General features: G+C 67.6%; 14 protein-coding genes and 2 pseudogenes. 9 read left to right on the plus strand and 7 right to left on the minus strand.

Annotation, left to right across the window (positions count from 1 at the left end):
• Nucleotides 1-140: 140 nt before the first annotated feature.
• The 6 genes from ACTWQC_RS26430 to ACTWQC_RS26455 form a co-directional block, all read right to left on the minus strand.
• On the minus strand, nucleotides 141-656 hold the full coding sequence (locus tag ACTWQC_RS26430; protein WP_443318300.1) for a Pycsar system effector family protein: 516 nt from the start codon (nucleotides 654-656) through the stop codon (nucleotides 141-143).
• 85 nt (nucleotides 657-741) lie between these two features.
• Entirely contained in the window at nucleotides 742-2,046 is a 1,305-nt protein-coding gene (locus ACTWQC_RS26435; protein WP_443318301.1) for a DUF4407 domain-containing protein, read from the minus strand.
• Complete coding sequence (locus ACTWQC_RS26440; RefSeq protein WP_443318302.1) at nucleotides 2,039-3,112, minus strand: hypothetical protein; 1,074 nt, start codon at nucleotides 3,110-3,112, stop codon at nucleotides 2,039-2,041. Before ACTWQC_RS26440 ends, ACTWQC_RS26435 begins: the two co-directional genes overlap by 8 nt.
• Nucleotides 3,109-5,373, minus strand: a complete 2,265-nt coding sequence (locus tag ACTWQC_RS26445) for a hypothetical protein (protein ID WP_443318303.1) — start codon at nucleotides 5,371-5,373, stop codon at nucleotides 3,109-3,111. The genes ACTWQC_RS26440 and ACTWQC_RS26445 overlap by 4 nt, the downstream gene beginning before the upstream one ends.
• Nucleotides 5,366-6,130: a hypothetical protein gene (locus tag ACTWQC_RS26450; RefSeq protein ID WP_443318304.1), complete on the minus strand. Its 765-nt coding sequence runs from the start codon at nucleotides 6,128-6,130 to the stop codon at nucleotides 5,366-5,368. The genes ACTWQC_RS26445 and ACTWQC_RS26450 overlap by 8 nt, the downstream gene beginning before the upstream one ends.
• Before the next feature lie 81 nt (nucleotides 6,131-6,211).
• Entirely contained in the window at nucleotides 6,212-6,853 is a 642-nt protein-coding gene (locus ACTWQC_RS26455) for a Crp/Fnr family transcriptional regulator (protein WP_443318305.1), read from the minus strand.
• 706 nt (nucleotides 6,854-7,559) lie between these two features.
• On the opposite strand from ACTWQC_RS26455, the pseudogene ACTWQC_RS26460 reads away from it, so the two are divergent.
• The 5 genes and pseudogenes from ACTWQC_RS26460 to ACTWQC_RS26480 form a co-directional block, all read left to right on the plus strand.
• Nucleotides 7,560-7,705: pseudogene (locus tag ACTWQC_RS26460) on the plus strand (transcriptional regulator); the annotation flags it as partial.
• A 282-nt stretch (nucleotides 7,706-7,987) separates the two neighbouring features.
• On the plus strand, nucleotides 7,988-9,256 hold the full coding sequence (locus ACTWQC_RS26465) for an ATP-binding protein (protein ID WP_443318306.1): 1,269 nt from the start codon (nucleotides 7,988-7,990) through the stop codon (nucleotides 9,254-9,256).
• Between the two features lie 308 nt (nucleotides 9,257-9,564).
• Nucleotides 9,565-10,794, plus strand: a complete 1,230-nt coding sequence (locus tag ACTWQC_RS26470; RefSeq protein ID WP_443318317.1) for a helix-turn-helix domain-containing protein — start codon at nucleotides 9,565-9,567, stop codon at nucleotides 10,792-10,794.
• Nucleotides 10,795-10,796: 2 nt separating this feature from the next.
• Nucleotides 10,797-11,087: pseudogene (locus tag ACTWQC_RS26475) on the plus strand (NUDIX hydrolase); the annotation flags it as partial.
• A 213-nt stretch (nucleotides 11,088-11,300) separates the two neighbouring features.
• The gene (locus ACTWQC_RS26480; protein ID WP_443318307.1) at nucleotides 11,301-11,852 is read left to right on the plus strand and encodes a tellurite resistance TerB family protein; all 552 of its coding nucleotides are present in this window, start codon (nucleotides 11,301-11,303) and stop codon (nucleotides 11,850-11,852) included.
• 630 nt (nucleotides 11,853-12,482) lie between these two features.
• On the opposite strand, the gene ACTWQC_RS26485 is transcribed toward ACTWQC_RS26480, so the two are convergent.
• Nucleotides 12,483-12,857 carry a hypothetical protein gene (locus tag ACTWQC_RS26485; RefSeq protein WP_443318308.1) on the minus strand — a complete coding sequence of 125 codons (375 nt, stop codon included), beginning with the start codon at nucleotides 12,855-12,857 and terminating at the stop codon, nucleotides 12,483-12,485.
• 457 nt (nucleotides 12,858-13,314) lie between these two features.
• On the opposite strand from ACTWQC_RS26485, the gene ACTWQC_RS26490 reads away from it, so the two are divergent.
• From ACTWQC_RS26490 to ACTWQC_RS26505, 4 genes are all read left to right on the plus strand, one after another.
• Nucleotides 13,315-13,704 carry a group I truncated hemoglobin gene (locus ACTWQC_RS26490; protein ID WP_443318309.1) on the plus strand — a complete coding sequence of 130 codons (390 nt, stop codon included), beginning with the start codon at nucleotides 13,315-13,317 and terminating at the stop codon, nucleotides 13,702-13,704.
• Between the two features lie 452 nt (nucleotides 13,705-14,156).
• A complete protein-coding gene (locus ACTWQC_RS26495; RefSeq protein ID WP_443318310.1) occupies nucleotides 14,157-14,333 on the plus strand; it encodes a hypothetical protein in 177 nt (58 codons plus the stop codon).
• A gap of 261 nt (nucleotides 14,334-14,594) precedes the next feature.
• Nucleotides 14,595-17,192 (plus strand): class III lanthionine synthetase LanKC, encoded by a 2,598-nt coding sequence (gene lanKC, locus ACTWQC_RS26500; RefSeq protein WP_443318311.1) that lies wholly within the window; start codon nucleotides 14,595-14,597, stop codon nucleotides 17,190-17,192.
• A gap of 63 nt (nucleotides 17,193-17,255) precedes the next feature.
• Nucleotides 17,256-17,387, plus strand: coding sequence for a SapB/AmfS family lanthipeptide (locus ACTWQC_RS26505; protein ID WP_443318312.1), 132 nt, complete (start codon nucleotides 17,256-17,258; stop codon nucleotides 17,385-17,387).
• The last annotated feature ends 82 nt before the right edge of the window (nucleotides 17,388-17,469 follow it).

Genomic DNA, 17,469 nt, shown 5'->3' on the forward strand with positions numbered 1-17,469 from the left:
GGTGTCCCCGGCGCTGCTCTGCCTACGGGAACCGGCCAACCTTGTAGGTCAGTTGATGACAGCGAGGTGTCATGGCTCTCTGCCCACTTCCTCGGCGCGTTGCCCTCCACGGTGGGTCACCCAAGTGCGACTGCTGGCTGTCACGTTGGTGCCCCCATCAGCAACCCCAGCGACGTGAGCACGAGGAAAACGGTGCTCCAGGCCATCCCGTGGCGTATGCACCGGTACTTGACCCACACCGTCCGCGACAGCGTCACGAACTGGCTCAGGTCCCGGTCCAGGGGGTCGGTCCGCTGTACGGCGGCCGCCAGCAGCCGGACGGAGGCCGTCACGGTCGCGTCCCCGAAGTAGTGCGCGCGCAGCCGCTGCGGCTTTCCGGCACGTGGTGCCACGGCCAGACCGAGCATGACGAGGGACGGCACCCACGCCGCGCAGCCCGCCCAGAAGAGCGCCCGCGGTACCGGGGCGTAGTGCTGCGGTGCGATGCCGCCGCCGCTGATCGCCCCGAGCAGGGCAGTCAGCGCGACTCCCAGAGCGGTGAGCATGAATCCCGCCTTGTTGTCCGCCTTCAGGAGCTCCTCCCGGGTCTCGGTTATCAGGATGCGTAAGAGCGCTCCGCCGTGGCCGACCTCTGCGTCTCCCCTGCGTGTGGACATGCCCTCTCCCTCCATGAACGCCCGGGAGCCGCCCCGGGGCGAGGCCCGGGGCGGCCGTGCCGCTCCGTCTGTGCTCAGGTCCTGATCAGACGGCCGAGGTGCGCCGCAGTTCGTCCTCCAGCGAGTTCACCGCCTGCCGGACCCGAATGTTCATTGCCGCCGTGTGCTCACGGTGGGCGGCCTCGGACTCGGCCCGGCTCCGCCGGACCTCCTGTTCGATCGCGTTCTCGGCGATCTCGATATCCGCTATAGCCCTGCGCTCCTCGAGCCTCACGCTCTCGCTGTGGATCTTGACCGCGCTGTTGCTCTCGATGGTGAGCATCCGGTCGTAGGTGCTCTCACTGCTCAGGAACTTCACCAGCACCGGTAGCGCGTCGAGGAGCACGAACAGCGCCCGGACGAGCCATATGCCAACGAAGAGGACGGCGTTCCCGCTCGCCAGCTCGTCCAGCGCCCGCATCCGCTCCAGTACGCCGATCTCTTTCTGCTTCGCCCTCTCTTGGGCGAGGCGCTGCTCGATTCCGTCGGCCCGCGCCTGAAGGAAGGTGCCGCGCGAAGCCGTCAGCTTTCCCTCGATCTTCGAGATGCGACCGTCCATGGTGGCCAGCCGCCGCTCGTTCTCCTCGGTGCGGTGGGTGGACCGGTAGTCCCTCGCCTTTTCGCGAAGCCGAATGCACTCAGAGGTTCGTTGGAGCAGCCCGGTGGAGGCATTGCGGATGAACTGCCTGCACTCGTCACGGACCTGCGTGTCGATGTCCTCCAGCCTGCCGGTGTCCCGGTCGACCCGCTTCCGCAGTTCGGCAGCGTCCGAGCGCAGGGCAGCGAGTTCGTCGGACTGCCCACCGGGCGTCGAGCCGAAGGACAGCACGTACCGGCCACAACCCGGGGGCGTCGTGGCCTCGGTTTGGGACGGTACGGGGTTGCAGCGCAGCAGGTTGCCTCGCAGCTGGTCCAGAGCTCTGTTCCGGTCATCCCTGATGCGTTCCTCCACTGCGGTCGCGAAGATGCGCAGCACCAGCGGCTCTGCGACCACGGCGCCGAGCACAAGAGCGATCATCAGTCGCAGCAGGAGCGGCCCGGCCCGGCGCCGTGCGTTCGGCTGGGGGGTGACCAGCCAGCGGTCCAGGTTGAGGACGAAGAGCATCCAGATCGCGGTCGGGATCACGGCCAGGAACGATGCCCGGCCCAGCGCCTCAGTCGCGAAATTCCACATGGAGAACGCGGCGATGACGGAGGTGCCCAGCACCACGCCGCCGAGCGCCGTGTACCGGCTCCGTTCGTACCGGACCCTGTCGAGCAGGTTCTCGTCGACGCCGGTCAGGGCCCGCAGCCGTCGCGCGGGATCGAAGCGCCCGGAACCGGGCCGGTCGGTGGTCGGGGTGTCAGTCAACGAGATCTTCCTCGTCCTTGACGAAGCCGTCGTGCAGGTGGCCGGGGCCGCCCGGGCGCCTGAGGGCGTCCGGCCCGAGCCGGGCCCGCCCGGATTCCACCGCCGCGACGGCAGCGCCAGCGCTGCCGGAGCCGAGCTGTCCGCCCGTCTCCCTCAACACCTGTTCGAGCACTTGGTGATAGTCGACATAGCTGTCAGCGGCGCCCATCTGCCGCAGCAGGGTGAGCACCACGTCGCGCCGCATCTGCGCCTCTGCCGTCTCCCGCGCGCGAGCGTGGGCCCGGTCCTCTTCGGCGGCTCGTTCGCGGCGGGTCGACTCCTCGTCGGTGGTCCGGTGGATCCGTGCCGCAGCTTGGGCCACGTCGATTCCGTCCCTGGCAATCCCCAAGGCGTCCGCATAGTCGGAACCCTGGGAGAGCAACTCGGCTATCCGCTGGATCTCCCGAGTCTCGAAGTCGCCCTGATCTTCGCGGAGTTCCTGCGAGCGGCGCTCGTCGCGCAGCTTCTGTTCCCAGTCCCGCAGATCGTCCGAGGCGTGTACCTCGGCGCTGACGAACTCGATGCTCATCCCCGGAACACGCGGGGCCACGATCGCGCTGTACGCGGCCATACGGTGGGTCACCGCCCGGCGCACCGCATTGACCTCCTCCACGCAGTGCCCAGCGCTCACCCGGGGCAGCTCGCTGTCGCCCGCCAGATAGGCGCGCAACGGGACGGTCACGTCGATGGTGCCCTGCCGGGCAATGACCGTGGGGTCGGTGACCTGGCATGCAAAGGAGGCCCTGATCGTGAAGTTGTCGGCTTCGCTCACCGACGGAACCGTGCGCTCGGCCTCGACCATGCGCGCTCTGACGTCCACCAGGCTGACCGAGGAGGCGTCGAGCACATCGGCGTGGGATGGATCGAACACCATGCCTTCGGGGAACTGGCGGTAGTTCCCGCCGACCCTGAAGACGTAGACCGCGCCGGGCGGCAGCGTGGGCACGTCGTCGCGGCGGCGCCGCCGCGACCACCAGTTGCCCTGGACGGCGCCCAGCACATGCTCGGCGACTACCGGGTAGTTCACTTGCTTCGGCCTCCTTGAACGGAAGGGACGGCTATGAGAGAGGGGACGGACGGACAGCTGCCTGCCGTCAGTCGGCTCCTCAGCGATCCGAGGAGCACACGGGCGAGTTGACGGGTGCCGGGGATCGCATAATCGGGGTGGTTCAGAGCGCTCGAGAGGTCGTTTCGCAGCGCGTCCCACTGCCGGGGGTTCATCGCGCCGCGCATCGCCTCGCCGAGTTCCTGTACGGCATCGGCCACTGAGGGGTCGTCGCGTAGGGTCACCAGGGTCCGGCACAGGGCGCCGACGGCCCTGCGGCGGCAGACGCTGAGCAGCACGCTCACCCACAGCGAACCGAGGTGGCGGGCGCTGGCCGGGATCTCGCGCAGCAGTGCCGCCGCGAGTGGGCCGGGGCCCTCAAGTCGGTCCGCCTCCAATAGCTGGATGGTCGTCCGCAGCGCACGCGAACGATCTCTGGACCTCTGTGCGGTGTCGGCAATCCGGGTGCGTACGTACCGCAGGCTGAACAGGGCACGGTCGGACTCCTGCTCAGCAGTCTGCAGATGCAGGACCAGCGAGCGGCGTGCGGCGAACGCCATCCGCTCACCCCGGTGCGTCAGGAACCACAGCCAGTTGAGTGCCTCGAGGCGGTAGAGGGAGCCGAGTCTTCCGGTAAGCGCCATGGCCGTCGTGACGGCCCGGCCCGGTCCCCTGTTGTCCGCCCAGCTCAGCGCCAAGTTCAGAGCCTGGGGCGCCAGGTGCTCGTCGTCGCACATGAACTGGAGGGTGAGTGCGGTGGTCACGCGCTGACTGGTGATGCCGCCGGCCCAAGCCTGGAGCAGGTTCTCGTCCACCTCGGCGAGCGCGTGCCGGGCGAGCAGGGCAACGCCACGGGCCACCTCGGTGCGGATGTCCAGGTCGCCCAGCGTCGAGAGCTGGCTAACCCACTGCCGCAGCGGATACCAGAGTTCGTATCCGTACAGGTCGTGCAGCTCGGCAATGACCAGTTCGCGGATCCGGGGCGAGGCGAAGACGATCCGCCGCTCGCTGCGGCTGGGATCCTGTCCGGGCCGGGGCCGCCGCTCCGTCTTCACGAGCCCGGCCGCGCGCTCCTTCCACCGGGCGCGGGTCTGCTCGACGGTCACTCCGCGCAGCGCGGTCACCGGTGCGGGGTCCGGCTCGACGGCGGGAACCTCGCCGGTCTGTTCCCAGTCGCGCACATGGACGACGAGCTGGACGGTTGCCTGCTCGAAGCTGCGTTCCGGGATTCCCTCCAGGAACGCGAGAGCCGCCAGCGGAAGCAGATCACCGGCGGATGGCTCCTGACGGAACCAGTCCCGGACCAGATCTTTATCGCTGTCCGTCAGCGTCTTCAGAGCGGCGTCCGCTCCGCGAGCGGCGAGTCCGGTGGCCACGGTGACGACGTCCGTCGGACGACGCAGTTCACTCACCCGCTCCAGCAGCTCCTCCTCGGCGCCTCGAGAGATGTCTGCAGCTGGAAGCTGTTGCGTGCAGTGGTGGAACAGCTCCAGCGGATCCGGTGCGTGCCAAGGCACGCAGTAGTCCTTCAACGCCAGCCGCCGCCGGGTGGCCTCGGCCGCCGTGATCACCAGGTAAGAACCCTTGCGACGCAACTCCTCGCTCAACCGCCGCATCTCAAACGCCTGCACCGCATCGACGTTCATTTCGCCGACGTAGTCGAGGATCACATAGCCCTGCCCGGGCCTGATTGCGCTCGACGCGGCAAGACCGGCCAACGAGTTGGCGGGCGACAGGCTCCGCAGTCCGACCTCCTCGCACATCACCTTCCTAAGCAACGCGAACGAACCTGCTCCGCGTCCGCTGTTGTCCTGGCCGGCCAGGACGACGATGTGCTCCGAACCGAGCTTGTCGAGCGCCTCGTCGAAGCACGGCTGAGGGGGGAGGTAGAACCGCAGCGCCCTGTCGATCTCCTCGGGCTCCACGGAGCCGGGAGCCAGCCCGGGAGCGGCGGCGGTACCGAAGCCGAACGCTGCCCCGGACGCCTCCACAGATCCGTAGAAGTTGTTGTAAACCCGCTGGCCCAGGACACGGCGGAGGTCGTCATAACCCCTGCCGTCCTCCTCCCGCTCTTCCAGTTCCGTCCGCCCCTCGCGCCCGGCACGGGGATATGGGTCGGAGCCGTCGCCCGGCTGTTCCGTCGGAACGGGGTCCTCCTGCTGCTGCTGGGGGAACTCCTCCTCGGGGCCGGGGACGGGTGGTTCGCTGAGCCCATCCGGCAGGCCCTCGGCGTCGTCAGCCACCGGTGCTCCCGAAGCCCACGACACCACCACGCAGGTCCACGGGGGCGGCGAAGTTGTTGACGTTAATCCGCTCGCCCCGGTAGTCGTTACGGACCCTGGAGCCGCCGTCAAGGCCGTCGCCGACGGGCGTCTGCGGCTGGTCCGCTCCGGGTCCCCCGGGACCCGGGCCGTGCACATTGCGCCCCGGGACCCGGAGCCAGGCGGGGGCCTCGTACTCCTTCTCCTGGACAGTGACGCGTCGGAAGTCCATGGCGGACAGGGTGGTGTGGCCGCCGGCCACCGTGGACCGGTAGACATCGTCGGACAGCAGCAGCGCGAGGTCGGCGCCGTCGTTCGCCTTCAGGGCGTCGTAGAGGTGGCGGGAGCTGAGCAACCGTGCGGTGGTCACGACCGTCGCGCCGGCGAACCCGTTGTCGGCCAGCTCTACGGGACCGTGGTGAATGGCGGCCCGCAGCCTCATTCGAGCGGCGGGGGCCCGCAGTCCGTTGTACTCATGCAGCTCGGATACGAGGTGCCGGATGAAGTCGTCGACCAGGCGCGGCTCCGTGCCGTCCATGGGATGTACGGCCAGCTCCTCGTCGCCCTTGCGCTGGATCTGCCATCGCGAGCGGTCCAGTCCGGTGCCCCCGGCCGCTCGGGAAAGGAGCCGCGGCAGGTCGTGTTGTATCTCGGACTGCCTACGGTCGTTGTTGCTTCCGTACGCCTGTGCGTCGACGGCTATGCATGTACAGGGGTAGAACCCGGACCACTCCGCCACCCGGCCATTCCTTTCTCTGACGGCACTTCCCGCGAAGTGCCGTCAGAGAGGCTAGAAGGACTGGTGAGAACCGATCCCGTATCAGTACGGGTTGTCGTCAACTACTCTGCCAAGTTCGAGCAACTTCGGAACGTCACAGATCGTTATCTGTCTGTAGCTGCGTTCCACAAGCCCGAGCTGTGAAAGCGTCGCGAGTGCCTTCTCCGCCGTCGGCAGCGCCAGCCCAGCGAGCGAGGCCAGTTCAGCCTGAGTAAGCGTCATGCCGAGTACGCTCCGCCTGCCTGCGCTGTCCGGCACCGGGTGCCCGTACGCCTGGGCTAGTTCCGCGAGTACCCGCGCCAGCCTGGTGAGCGAGTCATAGGCGCGAAAGTCGATACGGCGCTGGTTGGCCCACCGCAGCCGGGCGCATAGCATGCGCAGCATGGCCTTCATCGCGTCAGGGTGGCGAGTGAGAAAGGTCTCCAGCGTTTTCATCTGGATGATGCGTGCGGTCACATCGCTGCATGCGATCACAGTGCCGGAACGGGGACGCTCTTCAAAGGCTGCCATCTCGCCCACGAGATCACCTGCTATACGGACGGCGAGCAGCATCTCGTAGCCGCTCTCCGAACTAGCGACGACCTTGACGACACCATGGGTGATCAGCAGGACATGTCGGCTTTCGTCGCCTTGTTGCAGAAGCGGCCGATGGGCGGGATACGCCATCGGCGTCCCCTGGCTCATGAGGCTTTCCAGGGTGCTGCTCCGCAACCGGCCGAGGAAGGTGGCATGCGGCCACGCGTAATTCACCAGTCCCCCCAACCATCTCGCGCTGCGGCGTGTGACGCGCCCTTTCAAGTGGCCAGACCATGGTGCCGTCGGGGTGCGAGACAGCAAGTGAGTAGGAGACATCTGGCTTGTTTCTTCACCTGGCCGCCCTTTATTGATCGAACAAATGAGCCGAAGTTCGGGCTGATGTTCCATGGCTCCGGTCGCCACAGGCGCGGGAACTCGCTGCGGGGCCACACGGCAATTTGGCACCTACCGCGGCTCGTGCCCCAGCCGTGCCCTTCAGTTCGGTACACAGCGGTCAATCAGAGCCCGAAAGAGCCAGGCGATCCGCACCCCGCGAGAGGCATTCTCGCAGGTCAGGACGGAGGGAAGGGGCGCGAGCGCCAGTGATTCCCAAGCTCAGAGCGCGGGTTCGATTCCCGTCACCCGCTCCACGCGAAAGCCCCAGGCCAGCGGCCCGGGGCATTGTTGTTGCCTGGAGAGCGGACTCGCTGTATGGGCACCGAATAGCGCCCTTCTCGCCCCCGGGATGGGGCACGCGGACGGCACGAGCCTTGCGGTGCGTCCCGCCGGAGGTCCGCATAAACCCTCTGACCTGCACCTACGCCATCAATGCCGTCGCCGCTACCCCGCCGGGGCCCTGAGCCCGGCCTTCCTCGTGCGGGATGAGATCCGTCGCGCCAAGTACGCACGGCGGCTTCCGTTGAGCTCTCGGAGCTCGACAGCCCCGGCCACGGCGTAGTCGACCTGCCGCTGCACCTCGCGTGGTCCGGCCTGTCCCGATTCGATCTCGACCAACATCGCGCTGTCCTTCGGCGAGGACGAGTCTGGGGGAGCGCCTTCAACGAACTGGCTCCCAAACGCTTAGGCCGCTGCGTGAACCTCCGCGACAGTCTTTGCCGTTGGCGGGTGGGGACGCGTCCGATTTCGCGTCCTTTCATGCGGTAGGAATCGTGAGGGAGGGGACCTCTGACGACCTCGTGATTGAGCAGGTTTCCCCGTGGGTGGCCGGGTGCCCGCGCTCCGGTCGTCGCACCACGGGTGGCGGCTGATGATGGGAGTACGGCTAAGCACGCGGAGCTCATCATGACGGGTTGGCTTATCAGGGACTACTCCCAGGACGATCTCGAGGCGGTGATCCGCGTCGACACGGAGAGCGGCACGACCGGAGAGCCTCCCCTCTTCCAGCTCTCCGACGCCGTGGCCGCTCTCCAAGCCCTTCATCCGGCCGTGGTGGCCATGGCGGACGATGTCATGGTCGGAGCTGCGGTGAGCAGAGTGGAAGGCGACAGGGCGTGGATCCTGCGCATCTGCATGGCGCCCGCCTGGCGGCAGATGGGGCTGGGCAGTGCCCTGATCACGGTCCTGGAGAACCGGCTCTTCGCCGCCGGCGTCCGCACGGTGCACGCGGTCCTGCCCGAGGGCGAGACCGGTGCCGCCGCACTGCGCAACTGTGACTTCGACGCCCGTTCGGGCCTGGTCTTCTTCGAGAAGCGCGGGCCGGTGACTCCTCAGGCGATCAGCATGCTGTCCTCGCTCGGAGCGGAGCTGCCGCCCGGAGGGCTGTGGCAGAAGGTCGCGGGCATGCAACGGGAGAAACAGCTCATCGAGCGCCGCTTGGTCCTGCCGCTGGCCCATCCCGAAATGGCCGCCCAGCACGGGGTGGAGCTGCCGCGCGCGGTCATGCTGTTCGGTCCGCCGGGGACGGGCAAGAGCACCTTCGCGCACGCGATCGCCAGCCGCTTGGCATGGCCCTTTCTCGAACTGTTTCCCGCTCGCCTCGCCGCCGAATACGGGCTGGCGACCGGTCTGAACCGACGCTTCGACGAGATCGCCCAGCTCGACCACGTCCTGGTCTTCATCGACGAGGTCGAGGAGGTCGCAGGCGCACGCAGCGGCGCGGACGCGACCGCGGTCGGCGTCGTCAACGAGCTGCTCAAGGCGATCGTACGGTTCCGAAACCAGGATGGGCGGCTGCTCGTCTGCGCCACCAACAACGTGACCACGCTGGACTCGGCCTTCCTTCGGCACGGTCGCTTCGATTACGTACTGCCCATCGGTCCTCCCGATCACAGCGCCCGGGCCGCGCTGTGGGAAAGCTACCTGGCACGTGCGGGCGCTCGGGCCGACAGCGCGACACTTGCGTCCACCAGCGAGGGGTTCACCCCCGCCGACATCGCCCACGTCGCGCGTACCGTCTCCCAGGCCCAGTTCGAGCGCACCTTCGACACCGGAACCCGGGCCCGCCCCACCACGGACGACTACCTGGACTCGATCCGCGAGACCCAACCCACGGTCAGCAGCGCCATGGCCCAGGAGTTCGCCGACCAGAGCGAAAGGTTCGCCCGCATCTAGCCTAGGGTCCTCGCTCGCGCGTGGCGGGCGCTCCAGCCTCGGCGTGTCCGTCACGTCTGGATGTGCGTGTGTGGCGACGGAGGCATCAGGTCGGCGGACGTGGCGTGTCGCTGCGGGTGTCGATGGAGGCGGAGGAGGAGGAACGCGACTGACGCGGCATGCGGGCTGGTTCCGGCGCCCCTCGTGCTCGTCGTGGCCAACGTGGCCTACATCGCCGTGCGATGGTCCCGGCGCTCGCGCCCACACCCTCTCCGATGACACCGGCCGCAGCGCCCCCCGAAGCGGCGCTCGACCACGTTTGACGACCTCTGCGCCCAGACCTTGGAAGGCACCAAGGCAGAGGCGTACGCAAGCAGCGCGGGCTGACACAGAACGAACTGGCTGCGGCGATCGGCCGAACGTCGAGCTGGCTTTCGCAGGTCGAGCGCGGGATCCAGCCGGTGAATCGGCTCGACGTTATGCGCCTGCTCGCCGACGGCCTGGGCGTGCCGCTGCAAGTCCTCCAGCCAGACGCACCCATCGCACCCGAACCAGGCCCCGTCGAGGACATCACTCCCAATGACCTTGATCAGGCTCGGTTGGTGATCTCCGGCCATCCTGCGTTGGATGTGCTGCTCAGTCCGCGCGAGGACTTCCGTCCCGAGACGCTGTCCGAGCTCCGGGCAGGGGTGGACCGCGTCTGGGACCTGACTCACGGCGATCAGTTCGCCGAACTCAGCGCCGCTCTCGGCCCACTCATGCCACGCCTTGAACGAGCCTCACGAACAGCCGCCGACGAACACCGCTCCGAGCTGCATCTTCTCCTCGCCCGGACCTACCAGGCACTCGCCTCCGCATTCGTCCGGCAGAACGAGGCCGACGCCGCATGGGTCGCGGCCGACCGCGCTATCCGAGAAGCCGAGCAGTCGGATGAGCCACTCGGCATGTTCGCCGGCATCTACCGCCTGGCCCACGCATTCGTTCGGCTCAAGCACCTCGACCAAGCCGAGCATGCTGCCGCCACAGCAATCAGCGCACTCCAGCGACACATCGAGCAGACCGACCCGCGCCCACAGGAACTCTCCGTCCTCGGCTCGCCCCACCTCACCCTCGCGTTGGTGCACGCCCGAGCAGGCGAACGGGCAGCCGCCCGGCAACAGATCGCAGAAGCCCGGGCAGTCGCGCAGCAACTCAACGAGGACCGCAACGACTTCAACTTGGAGTTCGGACCAACGAACGTAGAGATCCAGGCAGTATCGACGGCCGTGGAGCTAAGCGACGCCGGCGAAGTCCTCGATATCGGCACGGATCTCGACACGACAGGTCTGTCGATCGAGCGTCAAGCCCGGCTCCTCATGGATCTCGGCCGGGCGCACGCGCAACGGAGGCACTTCGGAGACGCCCTGGACTACCTGCTCCAGGCCGAAGAGATCGCGCCGGAGATGATCCGCAGTCACATCGCGGCACGCGACACAATCCGCGAACTCATGCTCGTGGCCGGCCGCTCCGCATCACCTGAGTTGCGAGCACTCGCCGAACGCGCAGACGCCATGCCGTAATACTGAGCAAAACCCCCGAAGCAGGGGTGCGACGCGAGGTGTTGGAGGAGACCGGCATCCACGTTGAGGTCGACCAGCTCACCGGCGTCTACAAGAACACGGCGCGCGGTGTCATCGCCCTGGTCTTCCGCTGCAAGCCCTCTGGAGGCACCGAGCGCACCTCCGCCGAATCCATCGCGGTGGACTGGCTCACGCCCGAAGAGGTCGCCGAGCGCATGTCCCAGGTCTACGCAGTTCGGCTCCTGGACGCCCTCGCAGAGGACGGCCCCTGTGTCCGGAGCCACGACGGCAAGATGGCGCAGGCCGTTGCGACCGCCCTCGCACCTGTCGAGTCTCAGGTGATGGTTGACGATTCGGCGTCGGGTGATGCTTGACGTCTGTCTTTCGCGCACCAGGAGCCGACAGGTCGGCCGCGGAACTTCCGGGGGCCGGCAGGCGTTGGCAGGAGGACGCGCGGAAAGCGCGCGGACGGCCGAAACGATGTGGCAGAAGCCGAGGTGGCACGAGTGGCGATGTGGGATCGGATCAAGGACCAGGCCAAGAACCTGCAGCAGCAGTCGCAGGGGACGCGGCGCTCTGGCGGACACGGGCGGCCGGGTGCGGGGTCCGCCGGCGGATCGCGGGCTCAGCTGGTGAACACGCTCAAGTCCCAGCTCACCTCCCTCAAGGCGGAGCTGAAGAGCGGCGCCTACCGGGACGCCAGCATGGCTATGTGCGCCCTGGTCGCGGCCGCCGACGGGCATGTCGACCCGGCCGAGCGGCAGCATGTGGAGTCGCTGATTCTGAACAACGACGTCCTGCAGAACTTCCCGTCCGACCAGCTGCGGCAGCGGTTCAACAAGCACGTCGACCAGCTGGCGTTCAACTTCCAGCAGGGCAAGGCTGAGGTCATGCAGGAGATCGCCAAGGCGGCGAAGAAGCCGACGGAGGCCAGGGCGGTCGTGCAGACCGGCTTCGTCGTCGCCGGTGCGGACGGATTCGTCGCACCGGCCGAGGAGCAGGTCCTGCGAGAGGCGTGTTCGGTGCTCGGCCTGTCCCCGCAAGAATTCGGCATCTGAACCACCTGCCCCACCGCACCGCCTGTTGCGTCGGCAAGCGAAGTACGGGAAGTGCTGCCACCGTTCCGGCTCCGACCGCGGGGCAGCCACACCACCGCGGCAGCGTCTGGTGACGGACACAAGCACCTCGCACATGTCTAGTCCCACCTGATGCCCGACGTTTCTGTCCCAGGTGATGGTTGACGGTGGGCCTAGGCAACATCAGTGATTTCGCGGGGCTTGTTCGCGCTCCTGCATGCGCACCTGTGACCGGGCAAGTAAGGCCGCCGTAACTCCAGCCCTTCCAGTACCAATCGCGCCCACAGTCGCTCCAGCAACGCCGCAAAGCCAGCATCCATGGCAGGGAAGTCTCGCGATGGGTCTCATGCTTCGAAGCGGATTCGACACGATCTTTACAGATCTGGTCCTTATGGTGCCCGTGCCCGCCGCGTGCCCGACGAGACGGGAAAGCCCGGGGAACCACGGGGTATCCCGGTTGAAGGGAACGAGAGCGGCCCCCGACCAGACATGCTGGTCAGGGGCTGTTTCCCTCAGTGTGGCGGGTGCAGGGTTCGAACCTGCGTAGGCGTAAGCCGACAGATTTACAGACTCTGACCGCCATTGCGAGGGCTTACTCCGCATATATGGCGCTCAGCGTTCGCGGAAGCCACCAAGGAAGCGACGGAACACGCCGCCCTCCGGGGTCAGCGGGGCGGACGGCGGCGGAGCGGTGAGCCGCTCGCGGCCGATCGGCTGGTCGTAGTCGGCTCGTGCGATCGCGTCGACGGTCTGGTTGAGGTCGAAGCTCTCGGAGCCCTCGATAGACGGCACGAAGCCGACCAGGATCCCATCCCGCATGACCTGCGCTTCGAGGCCGGCGGTGTCGTCGGTGTCCCAGACTGCCTCGCGGCCGTCGTGCAGGACCACGCGCACGCCGATCTGGTAGACGTCTTCGCGGGCCAGGTGAGCCCTTATGCCACGCTGCCGCAACGCGTCCACGACTCGAAGCGCCCGGTTTTCATCCACATGGCCACGATAACGCCCGCGAGCGTTCCAGCTCGTCGATGCATGCGATAGGCGTGCGCTGTGCACCGGAGTTCATGATCGTTGAGGTCAGGACACAATCCGCTGACATCCACGTCTGACATCAACGAGGGCGAACAGGGCCGGACGCGGGCGTCCTTCCGTGGAGTCGGCAAGGCTAGGCACAGTCCGCCGAGCTGCGGCAGGGCCACACGCCGGATCGAACTTGTAAAGCCGTGGTCAGCCTGTAGTTCGCCCCGAGGCGGAGGCTTCTCTCGCGTCCACTGTCCGGGTGCCCGGCCGCGCGTCCCTGGATGTGTGGGCATGGCGTGCGGGCAACCGGTGCCTGCCGGGCCTGTGTGGGACGACAGAGGTATGCGGCTTCGACCGTTTGCCTGAAATGTCACTACTTGATCTAATAGACACAGCCTGTAGTTCGCACGAGCACAGGGAGTGCGTAATGCAGCCTGATCAGTCCCCATCTCTGTACGAGCGCCTCGGCGGCGTCTACAACATCGCGACCGTGGTCGATGACTTCATCGATCGGATCATGACCGACGGCCGGCTGAACAAGAACCCTGCGGTGAACGAGGCGCACCATCAAGTCTCCCCGCCGGGGTTCAAGTACCTCGTCACGGAGATGGTGTGCTGGGCCTCGGGCGGACCTCAGCGCTACTCGGGGCGAACCATGGTCGACACCCACCGGGACCTCGGTATCACCCAGGACGAGTGGGACGCCTTCATGGACGACCTGCATCGAACGCTCGTCAAGTTCCAGGTGCCCCCTCAGGAGGAGCAGGAGCTCACAGACATCGTCGAGAGCACGAGGGACGACATCGTCGTCCGCTGACGTCCGTGCCATCGGAGGTGCAGGAACCCCGAGCTTGCTCCGCTTTGACAGACACCTTCAGGCCGTGCCCGATCCGTGCCCGATCGAGTGGTGAACCACGGTCAACCGGGGTCTTGAACGGGGCGCGCCACCCTCCCGCGATCTGGCCGATCAGGCAGGTCAAAGAGCTTCTTAGCTCTGCCGCGCGGTGATTCCCAAGCTCAGAGCGCGGGTTCGTTCCCGTCACCCGCTCCAGGCGAAAGCTCCAGGTCAGCGGCCTGGAGCTTGTTTGTTGCCCAGGCCGCCCGCCTTCACAAGTGCCGACTTGCCCTTTACGTGCGCCGCAAATGGGGTACGCAGAGCGCACGGTCCTTGACGGGCAGCCGTAGCACGGGGGAGAGATAGAGAGCCGCCCTCCCCCGCGTGTGACCTGCACTCGTGTACTGGGCCTCGCCCCGCGCTGGGGATACGCCATGAGTCTGGTGTTCTCGCACACGGACACCACCGTCTCCGAGCTCCGCCGCACCGCGTTCGCCCGGCGGCTCCCCACCGAGTTCTCGGAGCTCACCGGCCCGGCCCACGGCACCATCAGTCTGACGCTGCACCTGGCGTGGTTCGCACGCGCCCTTGATGCGCAGGGCCCTCGATGAGCAGAGGCCCTCGATGCGCAGAGGCCCTTGGTGCGCAGGGGCCCTTGGTGCGCAGGGCCCTCGATGCGACAGCGGTGGCAGTGGATCACTGCCGGCTCGGTACCGGTGCTCTCAGGAATGCGTCGTTGCCGGGCGGGGCTCCGGCTGCGCTGCACCTCTCTGCCACCCATGGATTTCTTCACGGGTGGTTCATGACAATCGCAACTGTTGCAAACGCTGGTGGCGTGAAAACGTCTGAACGACACCGGCCGAAGGAGTGCGATGAACAAGGGGTACGCCGTCTTCTGCGACGCGAACCGGCAGTTCTACGACGCTCCGCATCGGTCGCACGAGGAACGCAGCGGTTCTGCCGCTCTCTACGAGACCGTGCGGCGCGAGCTTCCGGACGGCTGGCAGCGCCACCGGTCGGGCGACTGGCTGGCGTTCCGACCGCTCGACAGTGCCCTGCCCAGCCAGGGATGGAAGATCCACGTTTCGGCCTGCCTGGACAACGCGGAGAAGGTGCTCGCCCAGGTCTGGGACTACTGCGTCCCTCGATCCGTCGCCTTCAAGTGCATGCCGAGCCGGTACTTGCTGCACACCCGCAACGCCAAATACGCCGACCGCGCCGCCAGTGGGAAGTTCCTCACCGTCTACCCCGCCGACGACGACCAGTGCCGCACCATTGCGGAAGACCTGGACCGTCTGCTCGGAGGCGAGCCCGGTCCGTACATACTCAGCGACTTGCGCTGGGGCGCGGGTCCGGTCCATGTGCGCTACGGGAGTTTTACAGAGCGGCATTGTTACGACGACCGGGGTGAGCTGTGCCCCGCGGTCGAGGACAACCATGGACGGCTTGTTCCCGACCGGAGGGACCCGACGTTCCACGTCCCGGACTGGGTCACCCTCCCCGCGTTTCTCGAACCGCATCTGGCCGCCCGCTCCGCCACCACGCTCAACGACATCCCGTACCGGTTCGAGCGCGCGCTGCATTTCTCCAACGGCGGCGGCGTGTTCGTCGGCCGGGACCTGCGCACCGATGAGCAAGTGGTCCTGAAGGAGGCCCGGCCACACGCCGGCCTGGCCGCGGACGAGGCCGACGCGGTGACCCGGCTGGAGCGCGAGAGGGATGCACTGCGGCGGCTGTCCGGGCTTGGCTGCACCCCCGAGGTGCGCGACTGGTTCACCCTGGGCGACCACTCCTTCCTCGTCATGGAGTTCATCGAGGGCCGCCCGCTCAACAGCTTCTTCGCACACCGGCACCCGCTGATCGAAGCGGATCCCAGCCCGGAGCGGCTCGCCGAGTACACCCAGTGGGCTATGCGGGTGCACCGCCTGGTGGAGGACGCCGTATCGGCGATCCACGCGCGGGGCGTGGCCTTCAACGACCTGCACCTTTTCAACATCATGCTGTCCGAGGACGAACGCTCGGTGGTGCTGCTGGACTTCGAGGCCGCCGCGGTCGATGACGTGAACCGGCGGCAGGTGATCGCCAATCCGGGGTTCGTCGCACCTGCCGACCGCAAAGGCTTCGACGTCGACCGGTACGCCCTGGCGTGCCTGCGCCTTGCCTTGTTCCTGCCCCTCACCAGTCTGTTCGCCGTGGACCGGGCAAAAGCCGCGCATGTGGCGGAGATCGCCGCCGAGCAGTTTCCGGTGCCGCGCGATTTCCTCCAGGAAGCGGTCGCCGAGATCCTTCGCGGCCATCGTGGCGCGGACCTGCCAGAGGGCAGGAGTCGCGGCGCAGCGGACCCCTACTTACCCGTGGAGCTCGCCGACTGGCCACGCAGCCGCGACTCCATGGTCCGGGCGATCCTGGCCTCCGCCTCTCCGGAACGGGAGGATCGTATCTTCCCCGGAGACATAGCCCAGTTCATGCCGGTCGGCGGCGCATGCTTCGCCTACGGAGCGGCCGGCGTCCTCTACGCCCTGGCCGAGACCGGCGCCGAACCGGCTCGGGAAGCGGAAGAATGGCTACTGAGGGCCGCGAAGACCCCCGCTTCCGGCAGCCCACTTGGTTTCTATGACGGCCTGTCCGGCATCGCCTGGGTCCTGGACCGGCTCGGGCACCGCGAACGCGCCCTGGACCTCGTCGACACGATCACCTCCCAGAGCTGGGAGGACATGGCCCCCGACCTGCACAGCGGACTGGCCGGAATCGGCCTGGCGCTCGATTCCCTGGCCACCTCCACGGGCGAGAGTGCCCTGCGCGACAAGGCGCTCCAGTGCGCCCGACTCGCCGCCGACAAGGCCGGCGCTCCCTCATCCGGGCAAGTCAGCGCCGGGACCCCGCGGGCCGGACTCCTCCACGGAGCCACCGGAACGGCGCTGCTCCACCTGCGCCTGTACGAGGCGACCGGCGACCACGTCCTGCTGGACCTGGCCGCAGACGCGCTCCGCGGCGACCTCGCCCGTTGTGTACGAGGCGTGGGCGGAGCCCTCCAGGTCGACGAGGGCTGGCGGACCATGCCCTATCTGGGCGCCGGCAGCGTCGGCATCGGCATGGTGCTCGACGACTACCTCGTCCACCGCACCGACGAAGAGTTCGAGAAGGCCAGGGGCGAAATCGTTCAGGCGGCGCAGGCCAGGTTCTATGCCCAGCCCGGCCTGTTCCGCGGTGCCGCGGGCATGGTGCTGCACTTGAGCCGCACCACGACCGGAGGCCCGGGCACCCACGCCGCCGATCTGCGCCGCCAGATCGACTCACTCTCGTGGGGCGCGATCCCCTACCAGGGGCATCTCGCCTTCGCCGGCGAGCAGATGATGCGCCTGTCCATGGACCTCAGCACCGGCACAGCCGGCTGCCTGCTCGCACTGGGCAGCGCGCTGCACGACCAGCCCGTGCACCTGCCCTTCCTCCCGCCGCCACGGCGGCCCTGAAGCCGGTCCCCTTACTCGGGGGGACCTGGGCAAGATCCGTCCCCAATGGAGAGGAACACCACCATGACACTTCTCGACCTGCAGACGATGGAAACCCCCAAGTCCGAGGCCACCGGCGAGCTCGCGACAGGCGGCAGCCGCGCGAGCCTGCTGCTCTGCGGTGACAGCAGCCTGAGTGTCACCACCTGTAACTGACCCATGGGTGCCACAGGACTTCGGCCTGTGGTGAACCGGCGCCGGAGGCCCTGGGGGACGGCCTTTTCCCGGGCCGCTGTGT

Origin of the sequence: Streptomyces sp. 8N616 (genome assembly GCF_052246385.1) — a bacterium.
GTDB lineage: Bacteria > Actinomycetota > Actinomycetes > Streptomycetales > Streptomycetaceae > Streptomyces.